General features: G+C 74.7%; 18 protein-coding genes and 1 pseudogene. 9 read left to right on the plus strand and 10 right to left on the minus strand.

What is annotated here, in order from left to right; translation table 11 throughout:
• Positions 1–3: 3 nt before the first annotated feature.
• From AC0VYN_RS25820 to AC0VYN_RS25850, 7 genes and pseudogenes are all read left to right on the plus strand, one after another.
• A pseudogene (locus tag AC0VYN_RS25820) lies at positions 4–321 on the plus strand (CoA transferase); the annotation flags it as partial.
• Between the two features lie 89 nt (positions 322–410).
• On the plus strand, positions 411–1,418 hold the full coding sequence (locus AC0VYN_RS25825; protein ID WP_475532884.1) for a CopD family protein: 1,008 nt from the start codon (positions 411–413) through the stop codon (positions 1,416–1,418).
• Between the two features lie 222 nt (positions 1,419–1,640).
• Entirely contained in the window at positions 1,641–2,627 is a 987-nt protein-coding gene (locus AC0VYN_RS25830; RefSeq protein WP_475532885.1) for a DEDDh family exonuclease, read from the plus strand.
• Between the two features lie 91 nt (positions 2,628–2,718).
• Positions 2,719–2,952, plus strand: a complete 234-nt coding sequence (locus tag AC0VYN_RS25835; protein ID WP_385469289.1) for a hypothetical protein — start codon at positions 2,719–2,721, stop codon at positions 2,950–2,952.
• A gap of 88 nt (positions 2,953–3,040) precedes the next feature.
• A complete protein-coding gene (locus AC0VYN_RS25840; RefSeq protein ID WP_475532886.1) occupies positions 3,041–3,832 on the plus strand; it encodes an SURF1 family cytochrome oxidase biogenesis protein in 792 nt (263 codons plus the stop codon).
• 67 nt (positions 3,833–3,899) lie between these two features.
• Positions 3,900–5,684, plus strand: coding sequence for a glycoside hydrolase family 15 protein (locus AC0VYN_RS25845; RefSeq protein WP_475532887.1), 1,785 nt, complete (start codon positions 3,900–3,902; stop codon positions 5,682–5,684).
• A 5-nt stretch (positions 5,685–5,689) separates the two neighbouring features.
• The gene (locus AC0VYN_RS25850; protein ID WP_475532888.1) at positions 5,690–6,445 is read left to right on the plus strand and encodes an SDR family oxidoreductase; all 756 of its coding nucleotides are present in this window, start codon (positions 5,690–5,692) and stop codon (positions 6,443–6,445) included.
• Positions 6,446–6,491: 46 nt separating this feature from the next.
• Here the strand turns inward: AC0VYN_RS25850 and amaP are convergent, their stop codons facing one another.
• Genes amaP through AC0VYN_RS25875 form a run of 5 tightly spaced genes read right to left on the minus strand, consistent with a single transcriptional unit; the run spans position 6,492 to position 8,778 of the window.
• Positions 6,492–7,079 (minus strand): alkaline shock response membrane anchor protein AmaP, encoded by a 588-nt coding sequence (amaP, locus tag AC0VYN_RS25855; RefSeq protein ID WP_385469297.1) that lies wholly within the window; start codon positions 7,077–7,079, stop codon positions 6,492–6,494.
• Positions 7,076–7,726, minus strand: coding sequence for a DUF6286 domain-containing protein (locus AC0VYN_RS25860; RefSeq protein WP_475532889.1), 651 nt, complete (start codon positions 7,724–7,726; stop codon positions 7,076–7,078). Before AC0VYN_RS25860 ends, amaP begins: the two co-directional genes overlap by 4 nt.
• Positions 7,723–8,106: an Asp23/Gls24 family envelope stress response protein gene (locus AC0VYN_RS25865; protein WP_385469301.1), complete on the minus strand. Its 384-nt coding sequence runs from the start codon at positions 8,104–8,106 to the stop codon at positions 7,723–7,725. Before AC0VYN_RS25865 ends, AC0VYN_RS25860 begins: the two co-directional genes overlap by 4 nt.
• A complete protein-coding gene (locus AC0VYN_RS25870; protein ID WP_475532890.1) occupies positions 8,103–8,288 on the minus strand; it encodes a hypothetical protein in 186 nt (61 codons plus the stop codon). The genes AC0VYN_RS25865 and AC0VYN_RS25870 overlap by 4 nt, the downstream gene beginning before the upstream one ends.
• 28 nt (positions 8,289–8,316) lie before the next feature.
• Entirely contained in the window at positions 8,317–8,778 is a 462-nt protein-coding gene (locus tag AC0VYN_RS25875) for an Asp23/Gls24 family envelope stress response protein (RefSeq protein WP_475532891.1), read from the minus strand.
• Between the two features lie 86 nt (positions 8,779–8,864).
• On the opposite strand from AC0VYN_RS25875, the gene AC0VYN_RS25880 reads away from it, so the two are divergent.
• Positions 8,865–9,614, plus strand: a complete 750-nt coding sequence (locus AC0VYN_RS25880) for a nucleopolyhedrovirus P10 family protein (protein WP_475532892.1) — start codon at positions 8,865–8,867, stop codon at positions 9,612–9,614.
• A gap of 66 nt (positions 9,615–9,680) precedes the next feature.
• Here AC0VYN_RS25880 and AC0VYN_RS25885 read toward each other — a convergent pair whose 3' ends face one another.
• The 3 genes from AC0VYN_RS25885 to AC0VYN_RS25895 all read right to left on the minus strand — a co-directional run bounded on the left by AC0VYN_RS25885 (position 9,681) and on the right by AC0VYN_RS25895 (position 12,793).
• The gene (locus AC0VYN_RS25885; RefSeq protein WP_475532893.1) at positions 9,681–10,484 is read right to left on the minus strand and encodes an enoyl-CoA hydratase/isomerase family protein; all 804 of its coding nucleotides are present in this window, start codon (positions 10,482–10,484) and stop codon (positions 9,681–9,683) included.
• Positions 10,485–10,638: 154 nt separating this feature from the next.
• A complete protein-coding gene (locus AC0VYN_RS25890; protein WP_018567695.1) occupies positions 10,639–10,860 on the minus strand; it encodes a helix-turn-helix domain-containing protein in 222 nt (73 codons plus the stop codon).
• A 334-nt stretch (positions 10,861–11,194) separates the two neighbouring features.
• Positions 11,195–12,793 carry an ABC-F family ATP-binding cassette domain-containing protein gene (locus AC0VYN_RS25895; protein WP_475532894.1) on the minus strand — a complete coding sequence of 533 codons (1,599 nt, stop codon included), beginning with the start codon at positions 12,791–12,793 and terminating at the stop codon, positions 11,195–11,197.
• A 278-nt stretch (positions 12,794–13,071) separates the two neighbouring features.
• On the opposite strand from AC0VYN_RS25895, the gene AC0VYN_RS25900 reads away from it, so the two are divergent.
• A complete protein-coding gene (locus tag AC0VYN_RS25900; protein WP_475532895.1) occupies positions 13,072–13,485 on the plus strand; it encodes a VOC family protein in 414 nt (137 codons plus the stop codon).
• 38 nt (positions 13,486–13,523) lie between these two features.
• Here AC0VYN_RS25900 and AC0VYN_RS25905 read toward each other — a convergent pair whose 3' ends face one another.
• Complete coding sequence (locus AC0VYN_RS25905) at positions 13,524–14,951, minus strand: hypothetical protein (RefSeq protein ID WP_475532896.1); 1,428 nt, start codon at positions 14,949–14,951, stop codon at positions 13,524–13,526.
• A 168-nt stretch (positions 14,952–15,119) separates the two neighbouring features.
• The gene (locus tag AC0VYN_RS25910; RefSeq protein ID WP_475532897.1) at positions 15,120–16,250 is read right to left on the minus strand and encodes an alpha/beta hydrolase family protein; all 1,131 of its coding nucleotides are present in this window, start codon (positions 16,248–16,250) and stop codon (positions 15,120–15,122) included.
• Positions 16,251–16,341: the final 91 nt, after the last annotated feature.

Raw genomic sequence — 16,341 nt, forward strand, 5'->3', positions numbered from 1 at the left:
GTCATGACCGACATCGAGTTCGCCTGGTCCGCCCTGGGCGGTGATCCCGCCCTTCTCCGGCGCGTGACGGCCACCGTGCGGGAAGGTGCCCTGGTGGGGCGCCTTCCCGCACGGGAGTCCGCCCGGATCTGCGTCGGCGTGTGCGCACTGGCCGCCGCCGAGCTGGCGGCGCGTCGCGAGGGGCTCGCGCGCGTGCCCGGGGTACGGGTGGACGACGGAGCCGTCGCCACCGCGTTCACCAGCGAGCGGCACCTGCGCGTCGCCGGACGCGAGCCGGTGTCCTACGCCGGCGGCCCGGACGACTGGGCGCGTCCGCCGGGCCCCTGGGGTGCGGACGCCGCGGCGTGGCGGTGACGTCGCCGCGGGTACTGGACTTGCCCGGTTCTGGGGCAGTTGGTGAAGATCTCGAGGTGACCTCCACAGAACCTCCGTCCCGGTCCGCCGGCACCGGGCCGCACGCGCGGGCCTCCGGCACCGGCCGGGCCGCGGCCGTGCTCGTGCTGGTGGCGCTGGCCGCGCTGATACCCGTGCTCGGCCCCTCCCCCGCCCTGCACGGCACCGGAGAGGCCGAAGCGCCCGGCACCGGTGGCATCGCCCTGCTGCGCACGGTGCTGTTCGCGGCGCTGAGCATCCCGGTCGGTGAACTCTTCGTGCACCGGCTGACCCGGTCCCTCCCCGGCGCTCCCACGGACCGGCCCCGCAGTTGGTCCCCCTGGGCCAACGCCGCCGCGTTCGCCGCCGCGCTGGGCCTGGCGTCGGTCGTGGCCACCGGCAACCTGGTGCCGGGCGGCATCGCCGAGATCGACGTCGGCGGCCTCTACGAGTCCCGGGACGGCAAGCTCGCGCTGCTCGAGGTCAACGCCTTCCTGGTGGCGGGCCTGTGCGCCGCCTCGCGCCGGCCGGGCACCCAGGTCTGGCCCCTGGCCGCGGTGGTCGTCGCGGAGGCCCTGCGTGCCCATCCCACCACCGAGTACAGCCCCCTGATCGGCTCCGGCCTGACACTGGTGCACCTGACGTGCGCGTCCCTGTGGGTGGGCGGCCTGCCGTACGCGCTGCGGATCCTGCGGGGGTGGCGGGGCGCCGCTGCGGGCCCGGCCCTGCTCGGTCTCTACGCGCGCGTGGCGGCCGTCCTGCTCGCCGTCATCACGGCGACGGGCGTGTGCAGTTCGCTGCGCCGGATGCCCGCGGGCACGGTCCTGGACCAGTTGACGGACACGGCGTACGGCAGGGTCCTGCTCGCCAAGGTGGTCCTGGTGGCGGCCGTCGCCGCCCTCGCCCTGTGGGCCCGGGTCCGGCTGGGCCGCGCCACCGACCCGCTGTCCGCCTGCTCGCCCGCACGCGGGGAGGTCGTCGCCCTCGGCGCGGTGGTCGCGGTGTCGGGCCTGCTGACGGCGCTTCCGGTGCCGATCCGCTGGTGAGACCGGGCCGGCGGGGCCCCGGTGCGCGTGGGTTCCGTCACACGGGGAGGGCGCCGTGCGAGGTTCCGGGGCGGCCCCGCCGGCGTGCCGCGGCCGTCCCGGCGAGCCCGGCCGCCGCAATCCCCGTACGGCCGTCCGGACTTGACACGGCGACGGCGCGCGGGGCCCGGAAGGGCACCTGCGGGGCGGGGCTGTCGGTCGTGGCCCGTATCCTCATGGACCATGCTCGAAGACCGCACGACCGCAGCGTCGCCCGCCACCACGTGGCCGGCCGCGTATCCGCAGGGGTACGCGGTCGTTGACGTCGAGACCACCGGCCTGGCCCGCGACGACCGCATCATCTCCGCGGCCGTCTACCGGCTGGACGCGCGCGGAGAGGTCGAGGACCACTGGTACACGCTGGTCAATCCGGAGCGGGACCCGGGCCCGGTGTGGATACACGGACTGACGAGCGAGGTGCTCGAGGGGGCTCCGCTGTTCCGGGACGTCGCCCAGGAGTTCGCGGCCCGGCTCGACGGGCGGGTGCTCGTCGCGCACAACGCCGTCTTCGACTGGCAGATGATCGCCCGGGAGTACGCGCGCGCGGAGGACGCGGCCCCGGTGCGTCAACGGCTGTGCACCATCGCGCTCTCCAAGGAGCTGGCGCTGCCGCTGCCCAATCACAAGCTGGAGTCGCTGGCCGCGCACTTCGGCGTCGTGCAGCAGCGGGCGCACCACGCGCTGGACGACGCGCGCGTGCTGGCGGAGGCGTTCCGGCCGAGCCTGCGCGCCGCGGCGGCGAGCGGCCTGCGGCTGCCGCTGCACGAGTGCCGGCCGCTGACGGAGTGGTCGGACCGGCCCGCGCCCCGGATCGGGCGGCAGGCCGGCTACGGCGGCTCCCGGCCGACCAGTTGGCGCCCCGCCCGCAAAAGGCCCGCATGCCCCTATCCCAACCCGGGCCGGTACGAAGAGGGCAAACGTCTCAAGCAGGGCATGCGGGTCGCCTTCTCGGGTGACACCTCGACCGAGCGGGACCTGCTGGAGGACCGCGCGACCGAGGCCGGGCTGCACGTCGCCGGCAGCCTGTCCCGGCTGACCAGCCTGCTGGTCACCAACGACCCGGACTCGGGCACGTCGAAGGTGGTCAAGGCCCGGCAGTACGGCACGCCGGTGGTGGACGAGGCGGCCTTCGGGCAGCTGCTGCGGGACGTGGAGCCGGCGGACGGCTGAGCCGGGCGCGAGCCGTACGGACGGGTGATTGCCGGGCGACTCGCCCGGCGCCCGCTCGCCCGTGCCGCGCCGACGGCTCACCCTGTGGCGCATGGCGACATGCGAAGTCTGCGGCAACAACTACGGAATGACGTTCGAGGTCCACGCGCAGGGGGCGGTGCACGTCTTCGACTGCTTCTCCTGCGCGATCCACCGGATGGCCCCCATCTGCGAGCACTGCCGGGTGCAGATCATCGGCCAGGGCGTGGAGGCCGACGGCCACTGGTACTGCGGCGCCCACTGCGCCCGCGCCGAGGGGAGGGCGGGCATCGTCGACAGGGCCTGAGGCCGGACGGGCCCACCGGCGGCGCGGGCCGCGGCCCTCGCCCGGACCCTCCGGCGAGGACCGCGTTTCGGCAAGGTACCGTCGATGCGTGTACCGCTTCCTGTTGTCCCGCCAGTGGGTGATCCTCACGCTGGTCGCCCTGCTGCTCATCCCGACGATGATCGAGCTGGGCTTCTGGCAGCTGCACCGCTACGAGGAACGCACCGCCCGGAACGACCTGGTGGCCGACGCGCTCGGCGCGGAGCCGGTGCCGGTGGAGTCGCTGACCGCTCCCGGCAGGAAGATCACCACGCACGAGCGGTACCGCGGCGTGACCGCGAAGGGCCGCTTCGACACGGAGCACGAGGTCGTCGTCCGCCGGCGCACGAACGCCCAGGACAAGATCGGCTACCACGTGCTGACCCCGTTCGTCCTCACGGACGGCAGGGTCCTGCTCGTCAACCGGGGCTGGATCCCCGCGGACGGCCCCAGTCAGACCGAGTACCCCGAGGTCCCCGCACCGCCCCGGGGAGAGATCACCGTGACCGGGCGGATGATGCCCGACGAGACGACCGCCGCGAGCGGCATCAAGGACCTCCAGGGCCTCCCGGACCGGCAGATCATGCTCATCGACAGCGAGCAGGAGGCCGCCCGCCTGAACGCCCGGGTGCTCGGCGGGTACGTCGTCCTGACGGCACCGGAGCCCAAGGGCGGCACCCCCGAGCCGATCGGCCGGCCCGGCAACGAGGACGCGGCGCTGAACTTCGCGTACGCGATCCAGTGGTGGCTGTTCTCCGCGGGCGTCCCGGTCGGCTGGTGGATCCTGGTCCGCCGCGAGCGGCGCGACCGGGAGGCCGCCGAGGACGCGCCGGCCCCGGAGGCGGAACCCGCCACCGTGTAGCGGTGGTCCGCGCGGGCCGCCGGTGCGGAGCCGATTGCTCCGTCACCGGCCGGGCAGACGGACATCCGTGCATTCCCAGATAGAGGACTACGCGCTCATCGGCGACCAGCAGACCGCGGCCCTGGTCGGCACGGACGGCTCGGTGGACTGGCTGTGCCTGCCCCGCTTCGACTCCGCCGCCTGCTTCGCCAGGCTGCTCGGCGACGAGGACAACGGCCACTGGCGCATCGCCCCCGTGGGCGCCGAGCGCTGCACCCGGCGGGCCTACCGTCCCGACACCCTCGTCCTGGACACCGAGTGGGAGACCGCCGACGGCGCCGTCCGGGTCACCGACTTCATGCCCCAGCGCGACCGCGCCCCCGACCTGGTGCGCGTCGTCGAGGGCCTGCGCGGTGAGGTCACCGTGCACAGCGCGCTGCGGCTGCGCTTCGACTACGGCTCCGTCGTGCCGTGGGTGCGCCGGTCCGACGGTCACCGGGTGGCCGTCGCCGGACCGGACTCCGCGTGGCTGCGCAGTGAGCCGGAGGTGCGCAGCTGGGGTCAGGACTTCGGGACGCACGCGGAGTTCACGGTCGCCGAGGGCGAGAAGGTCGCGTTCGTCCTCACCTGGCACCCCTCGCACGAGCCGCGTCCGCGGCTGGTCGACCCGTACGAGTCGCTGGAGCACAGCGTCGAGGACTGGCGCGCCTGGGCCGCCCACTGCCGCTACGACGGTCCGCACCGGGACGCCGTGGTCCGCTCCCTGATCACGCTGAAGGCACTCACCTACCGGCCGACCGGCGGCATCGTGGCCGCCCCCACCACCTCGCTGCCCGAGGAACCGGGCGGCGTCCGCAACTGGGACTACCGCTTCTGCTGGCTGCGCGACTCCACGCTCACCCTGGGCGCCCTGCTGTCGGCCGGGTACCTGGAGGAGGCCGAGGCCTGGCGCGACTGGCTGCTGCGCGCGGTCGCGGGCGACCCGGCCGACCTGCAGATCATGTACGGCCTGGCGGGCGAGCGGCGGCTGCCCGAGTTCGAGCTGCCGTGGCTGTCCGGCTTCGCCGGGTCGGCGCCGGTGCGGGTCGGCAACGACGCGGTGAGCCAGCTCCAGCTGGACGTGTACGGCGAGGTCATGGACTCCCTGTCACTGGCCCGGCTGGCGGGCATGCGTCCCAAGCCGCAGATGTGGGAGCTCCAGTGTGCGCTGATGGACTTCCTGACCACGGCGTGGCGGCAGCCGGACGAGGGGCTGTGGGAGGTGCGCGGCGGACGCCGGCAGTTCGTGCACTCGAAGGTGATGGCCTGGGTGGCCGCCGACCGGGCGGTGCGCACCCTGGAGAGCAGTCCGGAGCTGGGCGGCGACCTGGACGGCTGGCACGCGCTGCGCGAGGAGGTGCACCGGGAGGTGTGCGAGAAGGGCTACGACCCGGAGCGCAACACCTTCACCCAGTCCTACGGTTCGGCGGAGCTCGACGCCGCGCTGCTCCTCCTCCCCCGGGTGGGTTTCCTGCCCGCGGACGATCCGCGGGTCGTCGGCACGGTCGACGCGATCGGCAAGGAGCTGACCCGGGACGGCCTGGTGCGCCGCTACAGCACCGAGGGCCCGGCCGTGGACGGACTGCCGGGCGGCGAGGGCACGTTCCTGGTGTGCTCGTTCTGGTACGCGGACGCGCTGCACGCGACCGGCCGGACCGAGGAGGCCCGGGAGCTGTTCGAGCGGCTGGTGGGGCTCGCCAACGACGTGGGACTGCTGGCGGAGGAGCACGACCCGGTGGCGGGCCACCAGCTCGGCAACTTCCCGCAGGCGTTCAGCCACGTCGGCCTGGTGAACACCGCCCTCGCCCTGTTCGGGGACGAGGGGGCAGGATAGGAACCATGGATCTTGGACTGAAGGACCGGGTGTACGTCGTCACCGGAGCCACCCGTGGCCTGGGCAACGCCACCGCGCGCGCACTGGTCGCCGACGGCGCGAAGGTGGTCGTCACGGGGCGGGACGGGAAGAGCGTCGAGGACGCCGCGTCCGCGCTGGGCCCCGACGCGGTGGGCGTGGCCGCCGACAACGCCGACCCCGGGGCCCCCGCGCGGCTGGTCGCGACCGCCCGCGAGCGCTTCGGGCGCTTCGACGGCGTGCTGATCAGTGTGGGCGGGCCGCCGCCCGGCTTCGTCGCCGACAACACCGACGAGCAGTGGCAGGCCGCGTTCGAGTCGGTGTTCCTCGGCGCGGTGCGGCTGGCCCGCACGGCGGCCGCCGAGCTGGAGGACGGCGGTGTCATCGGCTTCGTGCTGTCGGGTTCCGTGCACGAGCCGATCCCGGGCCTGACCATCTCCAACGGCCTGCGTCCGGGACTGGCGGGCCTCGCCAAGTCCCTCGCCGACGAGCTGGGCCCGCGCGGCATCCGCGTCGTCGGCCTGCTGCCGGGCCGGATCGACACCGACCGGGTGCGCGAGCTGGACGGCCGGTCCGCCGACCCGGAGGCGACCCGGGCGGCGAGCGAGTCCCGCATCCCGCTGCGCCGCTACGGCACCCCGGAGGAGTTCGGCCGCGCGGCGGCGTTCCTGCTGTCGCCCGCGGCGTCGTACGTGACGGGCGTGATGCTGCCGGTGGACGGCGGGAGCCGGCACGGCTTCTGAGGCCTGTCGCCCGCCCCCGGCTGCCCGGCCGGGGGCAACGGCCGGGTCAGCTGACCCGTTCGGCGTGGTGCTTGACGCCGTGGAGGCGTACCTCCGCCGGGAGGGCGGCGAGGCCGGCCGAGTCGCGGGCGTGGGTGAGGGCGTGCGCGGTGAGGTCGTCGAGCGCGGTGCCGGGGTCCACGTGCGGGGCCAGCAGCAGCCGGACGCGGGCCCGTGGGGCGTCGCGCCGTCCGGTGAGCCGGACACCGACCCGTTCGACCCCGTCCACCCGGTCCGTCTCCTGGGCGAGGACGCCCTCCAGGGCCCGGCCGCGCAGCACCGCGCCCTCGCCGTCGCCGGTCCGGACGAGGACCTCGGAGAGCCGGCGGCGGCGCAGGACCGCGACGAGCCACCACAGGGCGAGCAGCAGCAGGACGGCGAGCGCGGCGATGACGACCGGCCACCACCAGCCGGAGTCCCGCCAGCGGGTCCGCTCGGCATTGCTGAGCAGCACGTCGTGCGGCCCCTGGTGCACCCACCAGGAGGGCGGTGACACGCCGTACGACACCGCGAGCACGGCGCCGCCCACGGCGATCAGCACCAGGCCCACGAGTCCCAGCAGTACCCGGTCGACGGTCCTGAGCACGTTCCTCACCCCTTCCGTCCGGGCCGCGACACGCGGACCGACACGGCGGGCGGCCGGGCCAGTCCGAGCCCGCGCACGGCGTCGTCGAGCACGCCGTCCAGGTCGCCCCGTACGTCGTCCAGTTCCCTGAAGTGCGCGAGCGCCCGAACCCGGACCCTCCCGCGTCGCATCCGCACGTGCGCCGACTGCACGCCGGCCACCTCCACGGCCCGGTCGCGCAGCACCGCGGAGGCGGCGTCCCGGTGCAGTCCCGCGCGTACGTCCGGGCGGGTGCGCCGCATCGGCAGCATCTTGCGCAGGCCGGGCGTTACCGCCAGCACGAGCAGCCAGAGCCCGAGGGCGGCGGCGACGCCCGCGCCGACCCGCACCCAGATGTCGTCGAGGGGGCGCTGGGCGAGCTGCCGGGCCAGTTCCCGGCGCCAGCCCAGGGCCGAGCGGCCGGCGCGGACGGCGACGACGTCGTAGAGGAAGGCGCCGGCGGCGATCAGCAGCAGGAGGGCGACGATGCCCGCGGGGACGCGGCGCGCCGACCAGAAGCGGCCGCGCGGTCCGCGCTCGCCCTCGGCCGGGGGCGGCGGCGGGGAGCCGGTGCCGGCCGGCTTCTCCATGACGGGCAGGCCCCGCGTGCTGCCCTCGGTGCCCCGGGGTTCGCTCATCGCGTCCTCCGCTGCCGCGCGCCGTACTCCGCCGCCAGGTGCAACCGCTCCACCTGGACGCCGACCTCCGGCACCGCCATGCCCGCCAGCCCGCCGACCCGCTGGACGACCCGGTGGCGCACCTGCCCGCAGCGGGCGCCGATGTCGCAGGGGTAGTCGAGTTCGACGTGGACGCGTACGCGGGCGATGTCGTGGTGGACGACGACGGAGGCGTGCGGGCGCTCGGCGTCCGGATGGAGCACGCCGACCGCCTCGCGTGCCGCCTGGGCGGCGATCTTGGCGACGACCCGGTCGGCGATCCGCGTGGCTCCGCGCTCGCCCGCGGGGACCGGCGTCAGGGCGTCGCGGACCTCACCGGGCGCCTCGCTCACGCCGGTCACCGCCGCCGGTCGTCACGGGTGCGGAACAGGTCGCCGAGGTCCATGTCCCCCTCGAGGAACCGGCCGACGACGAACCCGACGGCGCCCAGGGCCGCCACCAGCACGAAGGCTCCGAAGCCGCCGAAGTACCCGGCGAACCCCAACGCCATCCCGGCGATCATGCCGACCACCGCCATGTTCATGGTGCGCTCTCCTCAGTCCGTCGTCCCGTCACCTGATCCGCGGCTCCGCCGGCTCCTCGTCCTCCTCGTCCGGCAGCTTCACGTCGCTCACCGCGATGTTGACCTCGACGACCTCGAGGCCGGTCATCCGCTCCACCGCCGCCACCACGTTCTCCCGTACGTCCCGGGCCACGTCGCTGATCGACACGCCGTACTCGACGACGATCTCCAGATCGAGCGCGGTCTGCTTCTCGCCGACCTCGGCCTTCACGCCCCGCGTCACCGACTTGCCTCCGCCGGGCACGCGGTCCCGCACGGCTCCGAAGGTACGCGCCATCCCGCTGCCCAGGGCGTGGACACCCGAGACGTCGCGTGCCGCCATTCCGGTGATCTTCTCGACGACGCCGTCGGCGATGGTGGTCCGGCCACGGGTGCCGGGGTCGCCGCCGCCGCGCCGGACCGCCTGCGCCCTCCCGGTCTCCGGTGTGTCCTTTTCCGTCAAGTCACTCATGTCCGCACATCCCTCCAGTCGTCGCTTATTCACCACCGTAAGCACGGCGACGCGATTGCGCGCCGGGAATGCGGCAGGCTGAAGCAATGACAACGCCTGATCGGTGGACGCGGACGGTACGGGAGCAGCTGGGGCTCGGCAGGCTGCTGCCCCTGGGCGGGCCGCGGGACGGCGCGTGGATCGCCGAGCGCGCGGCGCGGGAGGCGCTGCTGGCCGCGGTCCGGGACGTGCCGGGCGTGCGCCCGGGGCGCCTGCGCATCACCCTCGCCGCTCCGCAGGAGGCTCCGGAGCCGGTCGTGCCGGCGCCGCCGAGCGCCCTGCCGCCCGGTCCGCTGCGGGTGTCGGCCGACTTCGCGGCGTCGGCGGCCGAGCCCGTGCCGGCCGCGGCCGACCGTCTGCGCGCCGCCCTGGCCGACGCGGCGGCGCGGCGGATCGGTCTGACCGTGACGGACGTCGATCTGCGGGCGACGGACCTGCTCGACGCGGAGCCGGCGCCGCGTCCCGTCCTGGAGCCGGAGCCGGAGCCGGAGCACGGGACCGCGGGCGGCCCGCCAACCCGGGAGGAGGCGGACGGCACGGACGAGGGCCGGGCGGCGGGCGCCGCGCTCGCGGTCCCCGGCGTCAGGGGGCTGACCGGCACGCTGGGCCGCCCGGTGCACATCACGGTGCCGGACGCGCGGCTGGAGGCGGCCCTGCCGCGTCGCCACGTACGGGTGGAACTGGCCGTCGGCGCGGACCGGCCGGCCGCGGAGGTGGCCCGGCGGGTCAGGGCAGCGGTGACCGAGGCCCTGCCGGACCACCCCACGGTGGCCGTACTGGTGACGGCGATCGGCTGAACCCACGGGCCGGACCACGCCCGTCGTCACGGCGCCGGCCGGGTGGGCCGGCCGGCCGCCGGGGGCTCAGTCCCCGAGTCCGGCCAGGTCGCGCAGCCGGCGGCCCTGGGCGGCGCGCTCCGCGGCGCGCTGGGCCTCGTAGTCCCGGCTCTGGGCGCCCTGGAGCAGCGCCTTGGTCTCGACGACGGCGTCGCGCGGCGCGGAGAGGATCGCGGACACCAGGTCGTGCACGGCGCCGTCGAGCTGTTCCCCGGGGACGGCGAGGTTGGCGAGGCCGGTGTTCACGGCCTCCTCGGCCGTGACGAAGCGTCCGGTCGCGCAGATCTCCAGCGCGCGGGCGTATCCGACCAGGGACACCAGCGGATGCGTGCCCGTGAGGTCAGGCACGAGGCCGAGGCTGGTCTCGCGCATGGCGAACTGCACGTCGTCCGCGACGACCCGCAGGTCGCAGGCGAGGGCCAGCTGGAAGCCGGCCCCGATGGCGTGCCCCTGCACGGCGGCGACGGACACGAGGTCGCTGCGCCGCCACCAGGTGAACGCCTCCTGGTACTCGGCGATGGTCCCGTCCAGCTCGGCGTCGCCGCCCCGGGCGAGGTCGATGAACGACGGTTCGCCGTCGAAGCCCTCGGGCGTGAACGCCTGCCGGTCGAGGCCGGCCGAGAAGGACTTGCCCTCGGCCCGCAGCACGACGACCCGGACGGAGCCCGGCAGCAGCCGGCCGGCCTCGGTGAGCGCTCGCCACAGAGCGGGGCTCTGCGCGTTGCGCTTGGCGGGGTTGGTCAGCGTCACCGTGGCGATCGCGTCGTCGACGGTGAGCCGCACGCCGTCCTTGTCGAGTGCGGGACCGGGGTCGTGGGCGGGCGAAGCCATGGAGCGCCTCCGAAGGGTGCGGTCGTCGTCCCTGCCGTGTGCCGACTGCCTCGCCGTGCCGCGACAGAGCTAAGTGACTGCACAGTAACCACCCGGTCGGCCGGACGACCGACCGGGTGGCCACCATCGGAGCCGAGGGGCCACCCGGGGTGGATCAGGCCGATGCGGCCTTCTTGCCCCGGGTCGCCCCGCCACGCCCTCGCAGCGTGACACCCGACTCGCTGAGCATGCGGTGCACGAAGCCATACGAGCGGCCGGTTTCCTCGGCCAACGCCCGGATGCTCGCACCGGCGTCGTACTTCTTCTTCAGGTCTGCCGCGAGCTTGTCGCGCGCGGCGCCGGTCACCCGGCTGCCCTTCTTCAGAGTCTCGGCCACCCGTGCCTCCTCATGGGAAGTGCGCTCTGGTCTCCTCATGATCACCCCTCATGGGCCTCATGGCCACCCATTCGGCAAGGTCGATGAGACAGGGATGTGACGACAGGAGCGCGTCCCCACATACGGAATGCGCAATTCCAAAGCGTCCGGCGACGACAGCCGCGCGGATCTTCCGGCGAAAGCGCAGGTCAGAAAGGCGACGCGGCCGGGGCCCCCAGAATGGGGCCCCGGCCGCGAAATCGATGTAGGACACACCTCATGATGAGGAGATCTCACACAGATGGTGGATCACGGATCGGCCGAATGATCCATACCCAGTGGATCATCCGTTCGATCAAGCAAGGGCGACGAGGTCCGCGTAGCCCGCGCCCCACAGGTCTTCGACGCCGTCCGGGAGCAGGATGATCCGCTCCGGCTGGAGCGCCTCGACCGCGCCCTCGTCGTGGGTGACGAGCACGACCGCGCCCTTGTAGGTGCGCAGCGCGCCGAGGATCTCCTCCCGGCTGGCCGGGTCGAGGTTGTTCGTCGGCTCGTCGAGGAGCAGCACGTTCGCCGAGGAGACCACGAGGGTGGCCAGCGCGAGGCGGGTCTTCTCGCCGCCCGAGAGGACACCGGCCGGCTTGTCGACGTCGTCGCCGGAGAACAGGAACGAGCCGAGCACCTTGCGGACCTCGACGAGGTCCATGTCGGGCGCGGCGGACCGCATGTTCTCCAGGACGGTGCGCTCGGGGTCGAGGGTCTCGTGCTCCTGCGCGTAGTAGCCGAGCTTGAGGCCGTGGCCCTCGACGACCTCGCCCGTGTCGGGCTTCTCCACGCCGCCGAGCAGGCGCAGCAGGGTCGTCTTGCCGGCGCCGTTGAGACCGAGGATGACGACGCGGGAGCCCTTGTCGATGGCCAGGTCGACGTCGGTGAAGATCTCCAGGGAGCCGTACGACTTGGACAGGCCCTCCGCGGTCAGCGGGGTCTTGCCGCAGGGTGCCGGCTCGGGGAAGCGGAGCTTGGCGACCTTGTCGGACTGGCGGACGGCCTCCAGGCCGGCCAGCAGCTTGTCGGCGCGGCGGGCCATGTTCTGCGCGGCGACGGTCTTGGTGGCCTTGGCGCGCATCTTGTCGGCCTGCGAGTGCAGGGCGGCGGCCTTCTTCTCGGCGTTGGCGCGCTCGCGCTTGCGCCGCTTCTCGTCGGCCTCGCGCTGCTGCTGGTAGAGCCTCCAGCCCATGTTGTAGACGTCGATCTGGGAGCGGTTGGCGTCCAGGTAGAACACCTTGTTGACGACCGTCTCCACCAGGTCGACGTCGTGGGAGATCACGATGAAGCCGCCGCGGTAGGTCTTCAGGTAGTCGCGCAGCCAGACGATCGAGTCGGCGTCGAGGTGGTTGGTCGGCTCGTCGAGCAGCAGCGTGTCCGCGTCGGAGAACAGGATCCGGGCCAGCTCGACACGCCGGCGCTGACCGCCGGAGAGCGTGTGCAGGGGCTGGCCGAGCACGCGGTCGGGCAGGTTGAGCGCGGCGGCGATGGTGGCGGCCTCGGCCTCGGCGGCGTATCCGCCCTTGGTGAGGAACTCCGTCTCCTGGCGCTCGTACTGCCTGAGCGCCTTCTCGCGGGTGGCGCCCTGGCCGTTCGCGATGCGCTGCTCGTTCTCGCGCATCTTGCGGATCAGGGTGTCGAGGCCGCGGGCGGAGAGGATGCGGTCGCGGGCCAGCACGTCGAGGTCGCCGGTGCGCGGGTCCTGCGGGAGATAGCCGACCTCACCGGAGCGGGTGACGGTACCCCCGGCGGGGATGCCCTCGCCGGCGAGGACCTTGGTGAGGGTGGTCTTGCCGGCGCCGTTGCGGCCGACCAGGCCGATGCGGTCGCCCTTGGCGATGCGGAAGGTGGCGCTCTCGATGAGGACACGGGCACCGGCGCGCAGCTCGATGCCGGAGGCGGAGATCACGGTCAGACTCCAGGGCGGGTGGGTGACGGGATGGACGGCTGAGGACGTTTCCCGCCGTCTAATGCGCGAGGAGAATGGCCATGGGGCCAGTCTAACGGGGCCGTGCAACCGCTTTTCCCGGGTGCCGGTCCCCGCGGCCGTCCGTCCGGGACTCCCCCGTCCGCGGGGCGTGGATCGCGGGCACTGCCGGTGGCCGGTGCGAAACTGGGCGCCGGGGCGGATTCCGGGACTTTCCCGGCGTCCGGTCACCGGTACCGGCTCACGAGGGAGTGATCGGCATGGCAGGCACGGACGGCGGCCGCCCGAGCGTCTTCCCGACGCTGCTGTACGCGGACGCCAAGGCGGCGGTCCGCCGGCTCACGCGGGCCTTCGGCTCCACGGAACTGGCCGTGTACGAGGGCGAGGACGGCTCGGTCGCGCACGCGGAGCCGGCCCAGGGCAACGGCGCGGTGATGCTCGGTTCCAGGGGCACGGGCAGCCGCTTCGACGAGGCGATGGGGAACGCGGGCACGATGGGGGTGTACGTCGTGGTGGACGACGTCGACGCACACCACCGGCGGGCCGTGGAGCACGGCGCGGAGATCCTGATGCCCCCGACGGACCAGGACTACGGGTCCCGGGACTACATGGCCCGGGACCTCGAGGGCAACGTCTGGAGCTTCGGGACGTACGCGCCCGATGTCCGCGGCTGACGTCCGCCGTCGGCTGACGTCCGCCGGCCGGTCTCCGGTCAGCTGCCCCCGGTGTGCACCTGGAACGCGGCCCGGCGGACGGCCTTGGCCAGGGCCGGGTCGGGGTGGGCCGCGGCGAGGGCGACCAGGACCTGCACGGTGCGCGGGTGCCCGACGGCGCGGACCTCGTCGAGGAGGGCCGGGACGGTGGGCTGCACGGCGGACTCCAGGTGCCGCACCAGCAGCGGGGCCTCGCCGTGGTCGGCGACGGCGGCGGCCGTGTCGACCCACAGCCAGGTGGCCTCCTGGCGGGTGAGGACCTCGTGGGCGTCCTCGGGGTCGGCGCCGTCGTGCTCGGCCAGCCACAGCAGGGCGTACGGGCGCAGCGTGGGCTCGCCGAGCACGGCGCGGACGTCGGGCTCGGCGGGGGCGCCGACGACGCGCAGCGCCTCGAAGGCGAGGCCGCGCAGCAGGGCGTCCTCGCCGCGGGCGGCGGCGAGCAGCTCGGTGACGGCGCTGCCGACGGGGCGGGCGGCGAGCCAGGCGCGGTACTCGGCGCGGGCCGCGTTGGGGCGGAGCCGGCCGCAGCCGCGGAGCATGGCCTCGGCCGACTGCTCGATGTTCCCGGCGGGGCTCTGCGCGGCCACGCAGATCTGCTCCAGCTTGACCCAGACCGCCCAGCTGCCCAGCGGTGTGAGGGTGGCCTGGCCGTCGCCGCAGGTGAGGGCGCCGACGGAGGACAGGGCGTGCAGGGCCCAGTCGAGCAGGGGGGCGAGGGGGGTGCCGTCGGTGCCGTCCGCGGCCTGCGGGGGCTGCGGGGCATCGGGGGTGCCCGGTTCGAGCCGGGGGCCGTAGGGGACCTCGCAGCGCTCGGTGCGCAGTTCGGTGACGCGCTGCTCCAGCAGGTCGAGGAGCTGTGCGACGGGCACCGGTCCGGCGGAGAGCTGGAGGAAGGAGAGCACCTGCGGCATCGCGGAGACGACCTCGGCGACGGCGGCGGGCTCCTGCCCGTCGGGCTCCGGGTGGGCGAGCGACCAGGCGTCGAAGAGGGCGACCCAGCCGCGCAGTACAGCGCTGTCGTCGCGGTTCCAGGCGCGCAGGCGCCAGCCGGGGCGGGCGGTGTCGCCGTGGACCTCGACCAGCCCGGCGAGGCGGGCGGTGTCCCAGTCGGCGCGGACCTCGGCCGGGGTCAGGCCCAGTTCGCGGGCCGCGTGTTCGGCGGTCGCGTCGGAGAGGGTGGCCTTGCCGTCGGCGGTCGCGCTGCCGCGGCCGGGGCCGAGGGCGGCGTCGGCCCAGCGGGCGATGCGGGCGGCGCCGGCCAGGCCGGAACGCGCCATTCGGGCCAGTTCCGAGCGGGCCGGTGTGCCCTCCGGGGGGCGCGGTGCGGCGCGGTGCGCGCGCCGCTGGTTGATCGCTCTGGGGGCGTCGGCCAGGGGTCGCGGACGGACGAGTCGAAGCCTGGAGTCGCGCGGGATACGGGACGTCACGGGTGCAGTCTTCCGGTTGACGGTCCGAAAACCCAAACGGAATGCCCGGGGTGGTGGCGAGGAGGGTCTGTGCGGGGCCTCGGCAGGCGGCCCGGGCGGTGGATCCGGCCATGGGTACGGCCCTGAACGGAACCTGAGCGGCGCGCGGCGGGGCGGGGCCCGCCGGGGTCACACCAGGGGGGTCATGAAGCGGCGGAGGGTCTCCTGGTAGGCGTCCGGGTCGACGTTCCACATGGCGCCGTGCGGGGCGCCCTCGACGGTGTGGAGGGAGACGAGCCGGGGGTGGGCGTCGGCGAAGCGGCGGGTGAACCGCCAGGGGGCGACCGTGTCGTCGGGGCCGTGGAAGACCAGGGTCGGCACCGAGAGGGCCTCGTGTCCGGCCCGTTCGGCGCCGCCGTCGGCGTGCAGTCCGGCGCGGCCCTGCGCGGCGCGGACCGCGAGCGGCAGCAGTACGCCGGGCGTGCGGCGGGCGGCGGCCAGGGCGCGCAGGGTGGTCTCCCAGCTGAGGACCGGGGAGTCCAGGACGAGCCCCGCGATGCGGTCGCGGGCGGCGGAGCGCGCGGCGGTGCGCAGGGCCATGGTGGCGCCGGTGGACCAGCCGAGCATGACGACCTGGCGGGCACCGTGGCCGAGGGCGTAGTGGACGGCGGCGTCCACGTCGTGCCACTCGGTCTCGCCGAAGTGGTGCAGGCCGTCCGGCGAGGGCGGGGCGCCGGCGTCGCCGCGGTGGGTGGGGACCAGCACCGGGACGTGCCGTTCGTGCAGGGGCGCCATGAGGTTCAGGGCGTGCTCGCGGGTGGCTCCGAGGCCGTGCACGGCGATGATCCAGGTGGGGCGGGCGCCGGTCACGAACCAGGCCGGGAGCGGGCCGAGTTCGCCGGGGACGTCGACGTCGGTGTAGTCCAGGCCGAGGGCGGTGCCGGGGGTGCCGACGTACAGGTTGGGGGTGAACCAGGCCCGGTCGCCGGCGTCGAAGGAGCCGTGGGTGACGCCTTCGAGGCGGCGTACGACGGTGTCGGCGCCGTGCTGGGCGCCGTCGAGCACCGGGCCGACGACGGCGTGGGACGCGTCGCCCGCGAGGCCGTAGCGGCCGGGGCGGAGCGCGGCGAGGTCCCGGGTGAGGGTGATCTGCCCGGCGGCGGTCCCGTGCACGGTGAGCCGGGGTTCGGTGGGCAGGGGGCGGCCGGGGGGCGCCTTGAGCGCGGCGTCGCTGGCCAGGCGGCCGGCGGCGACGCTCGCTGCGCCGGCCGCCGCCAGGGCTGCGGTGACTGCGGCGGCCGTTGCTGTGACAGTGCGCATGGGGCCAGTCTCCCGGTGGGGTCCGTGGGCGGCCAGCGGGCGGACGACACGGAGTGACGGCGCCCGGCCGGGCCCGGTGCCATGGGCCGGC

The organism is Streptomyces sp. 63XJN7_1_ISO-PGPR-S23-121, from assembly GCF_056173025.1.

Excerpts from the sequence above, each read along its gene's own strand:
- AC0VYN_RS25830 (WP_475532885.1), top strand. The coding sequence starts at position 1,641 with ATGCTCGAAGACCGCACGACCGCAGCGTCGCCCGCCACCACGTGGCCG.
- AC0VYN_RS25835 (WP_385469289.1), top strand. The coding sequence starts at position 2,719 with ATGGCGACATGCGAAGTCTGCGGCAACAACTACGGAATGACGTTCGAG.
- AC0VYN_RS25850 (WP_475532888.1), top strand. The coding sequence starts at position 5,690 with ATGGATCTTGGACTGAAGGACCGGGTGTACGTCGTCACCGGAGCCACC.
- AC0VYN_RS25860 (WP_475532889.1), bottom strand. The coding sequence starts at position 7,726 with ATGAGCGAACCCCGGGGCACCGAGGGCAGCACGCGGGGCCTGCCCGTC.
- AC0VYN_RS25870 (WP_475532890.1), bottom strand. The coding sequence starts at position 8,288 with ATGAACATGGCGGTGGTCGGCATGATCGCCGGGATGGCGTTGGGGTTC.
- AC0VYN_RS25875 (WP_475532891.1), bottom strand. The coding sequence starts at position 8,778 with ATGAGTGACTTGACGGAAAAGGACACACCGGAGACCGGGAGGGCGCAG.
- AC0VYN_RS25880 (WP_475532892.1), top strand. The coding sequence starts at position 8,865 with ATGACAACGCCTGATCGGTGGACGCGGACGGTACGGGAGCAGCTGGGG.
- AC0VYN_RS25885 (WP_475532893.1), bottom strand. The coding sequence starts at position 10,484 with ATGGCTTCGCCCGCCCACGACCCCGGTCCCGCACTCGACAAGGACGGC.
- AC0VYN_RS25900 (WP_475532895.1), top strand. The coding sequence starts at position 13,072 with ATGGCAGGCACGGACGGCGGCCGCCCGAGCGTCTTCCCGACGCTGCTG.
- AC0VYN_RS25910 (WP_475532897.1), bottom strand. The coding sequence starts at position 16,250 with ATGCGCACTGTCACAGCAACGGCCGCCGCAGTCACCGCAGCCCTGGCG.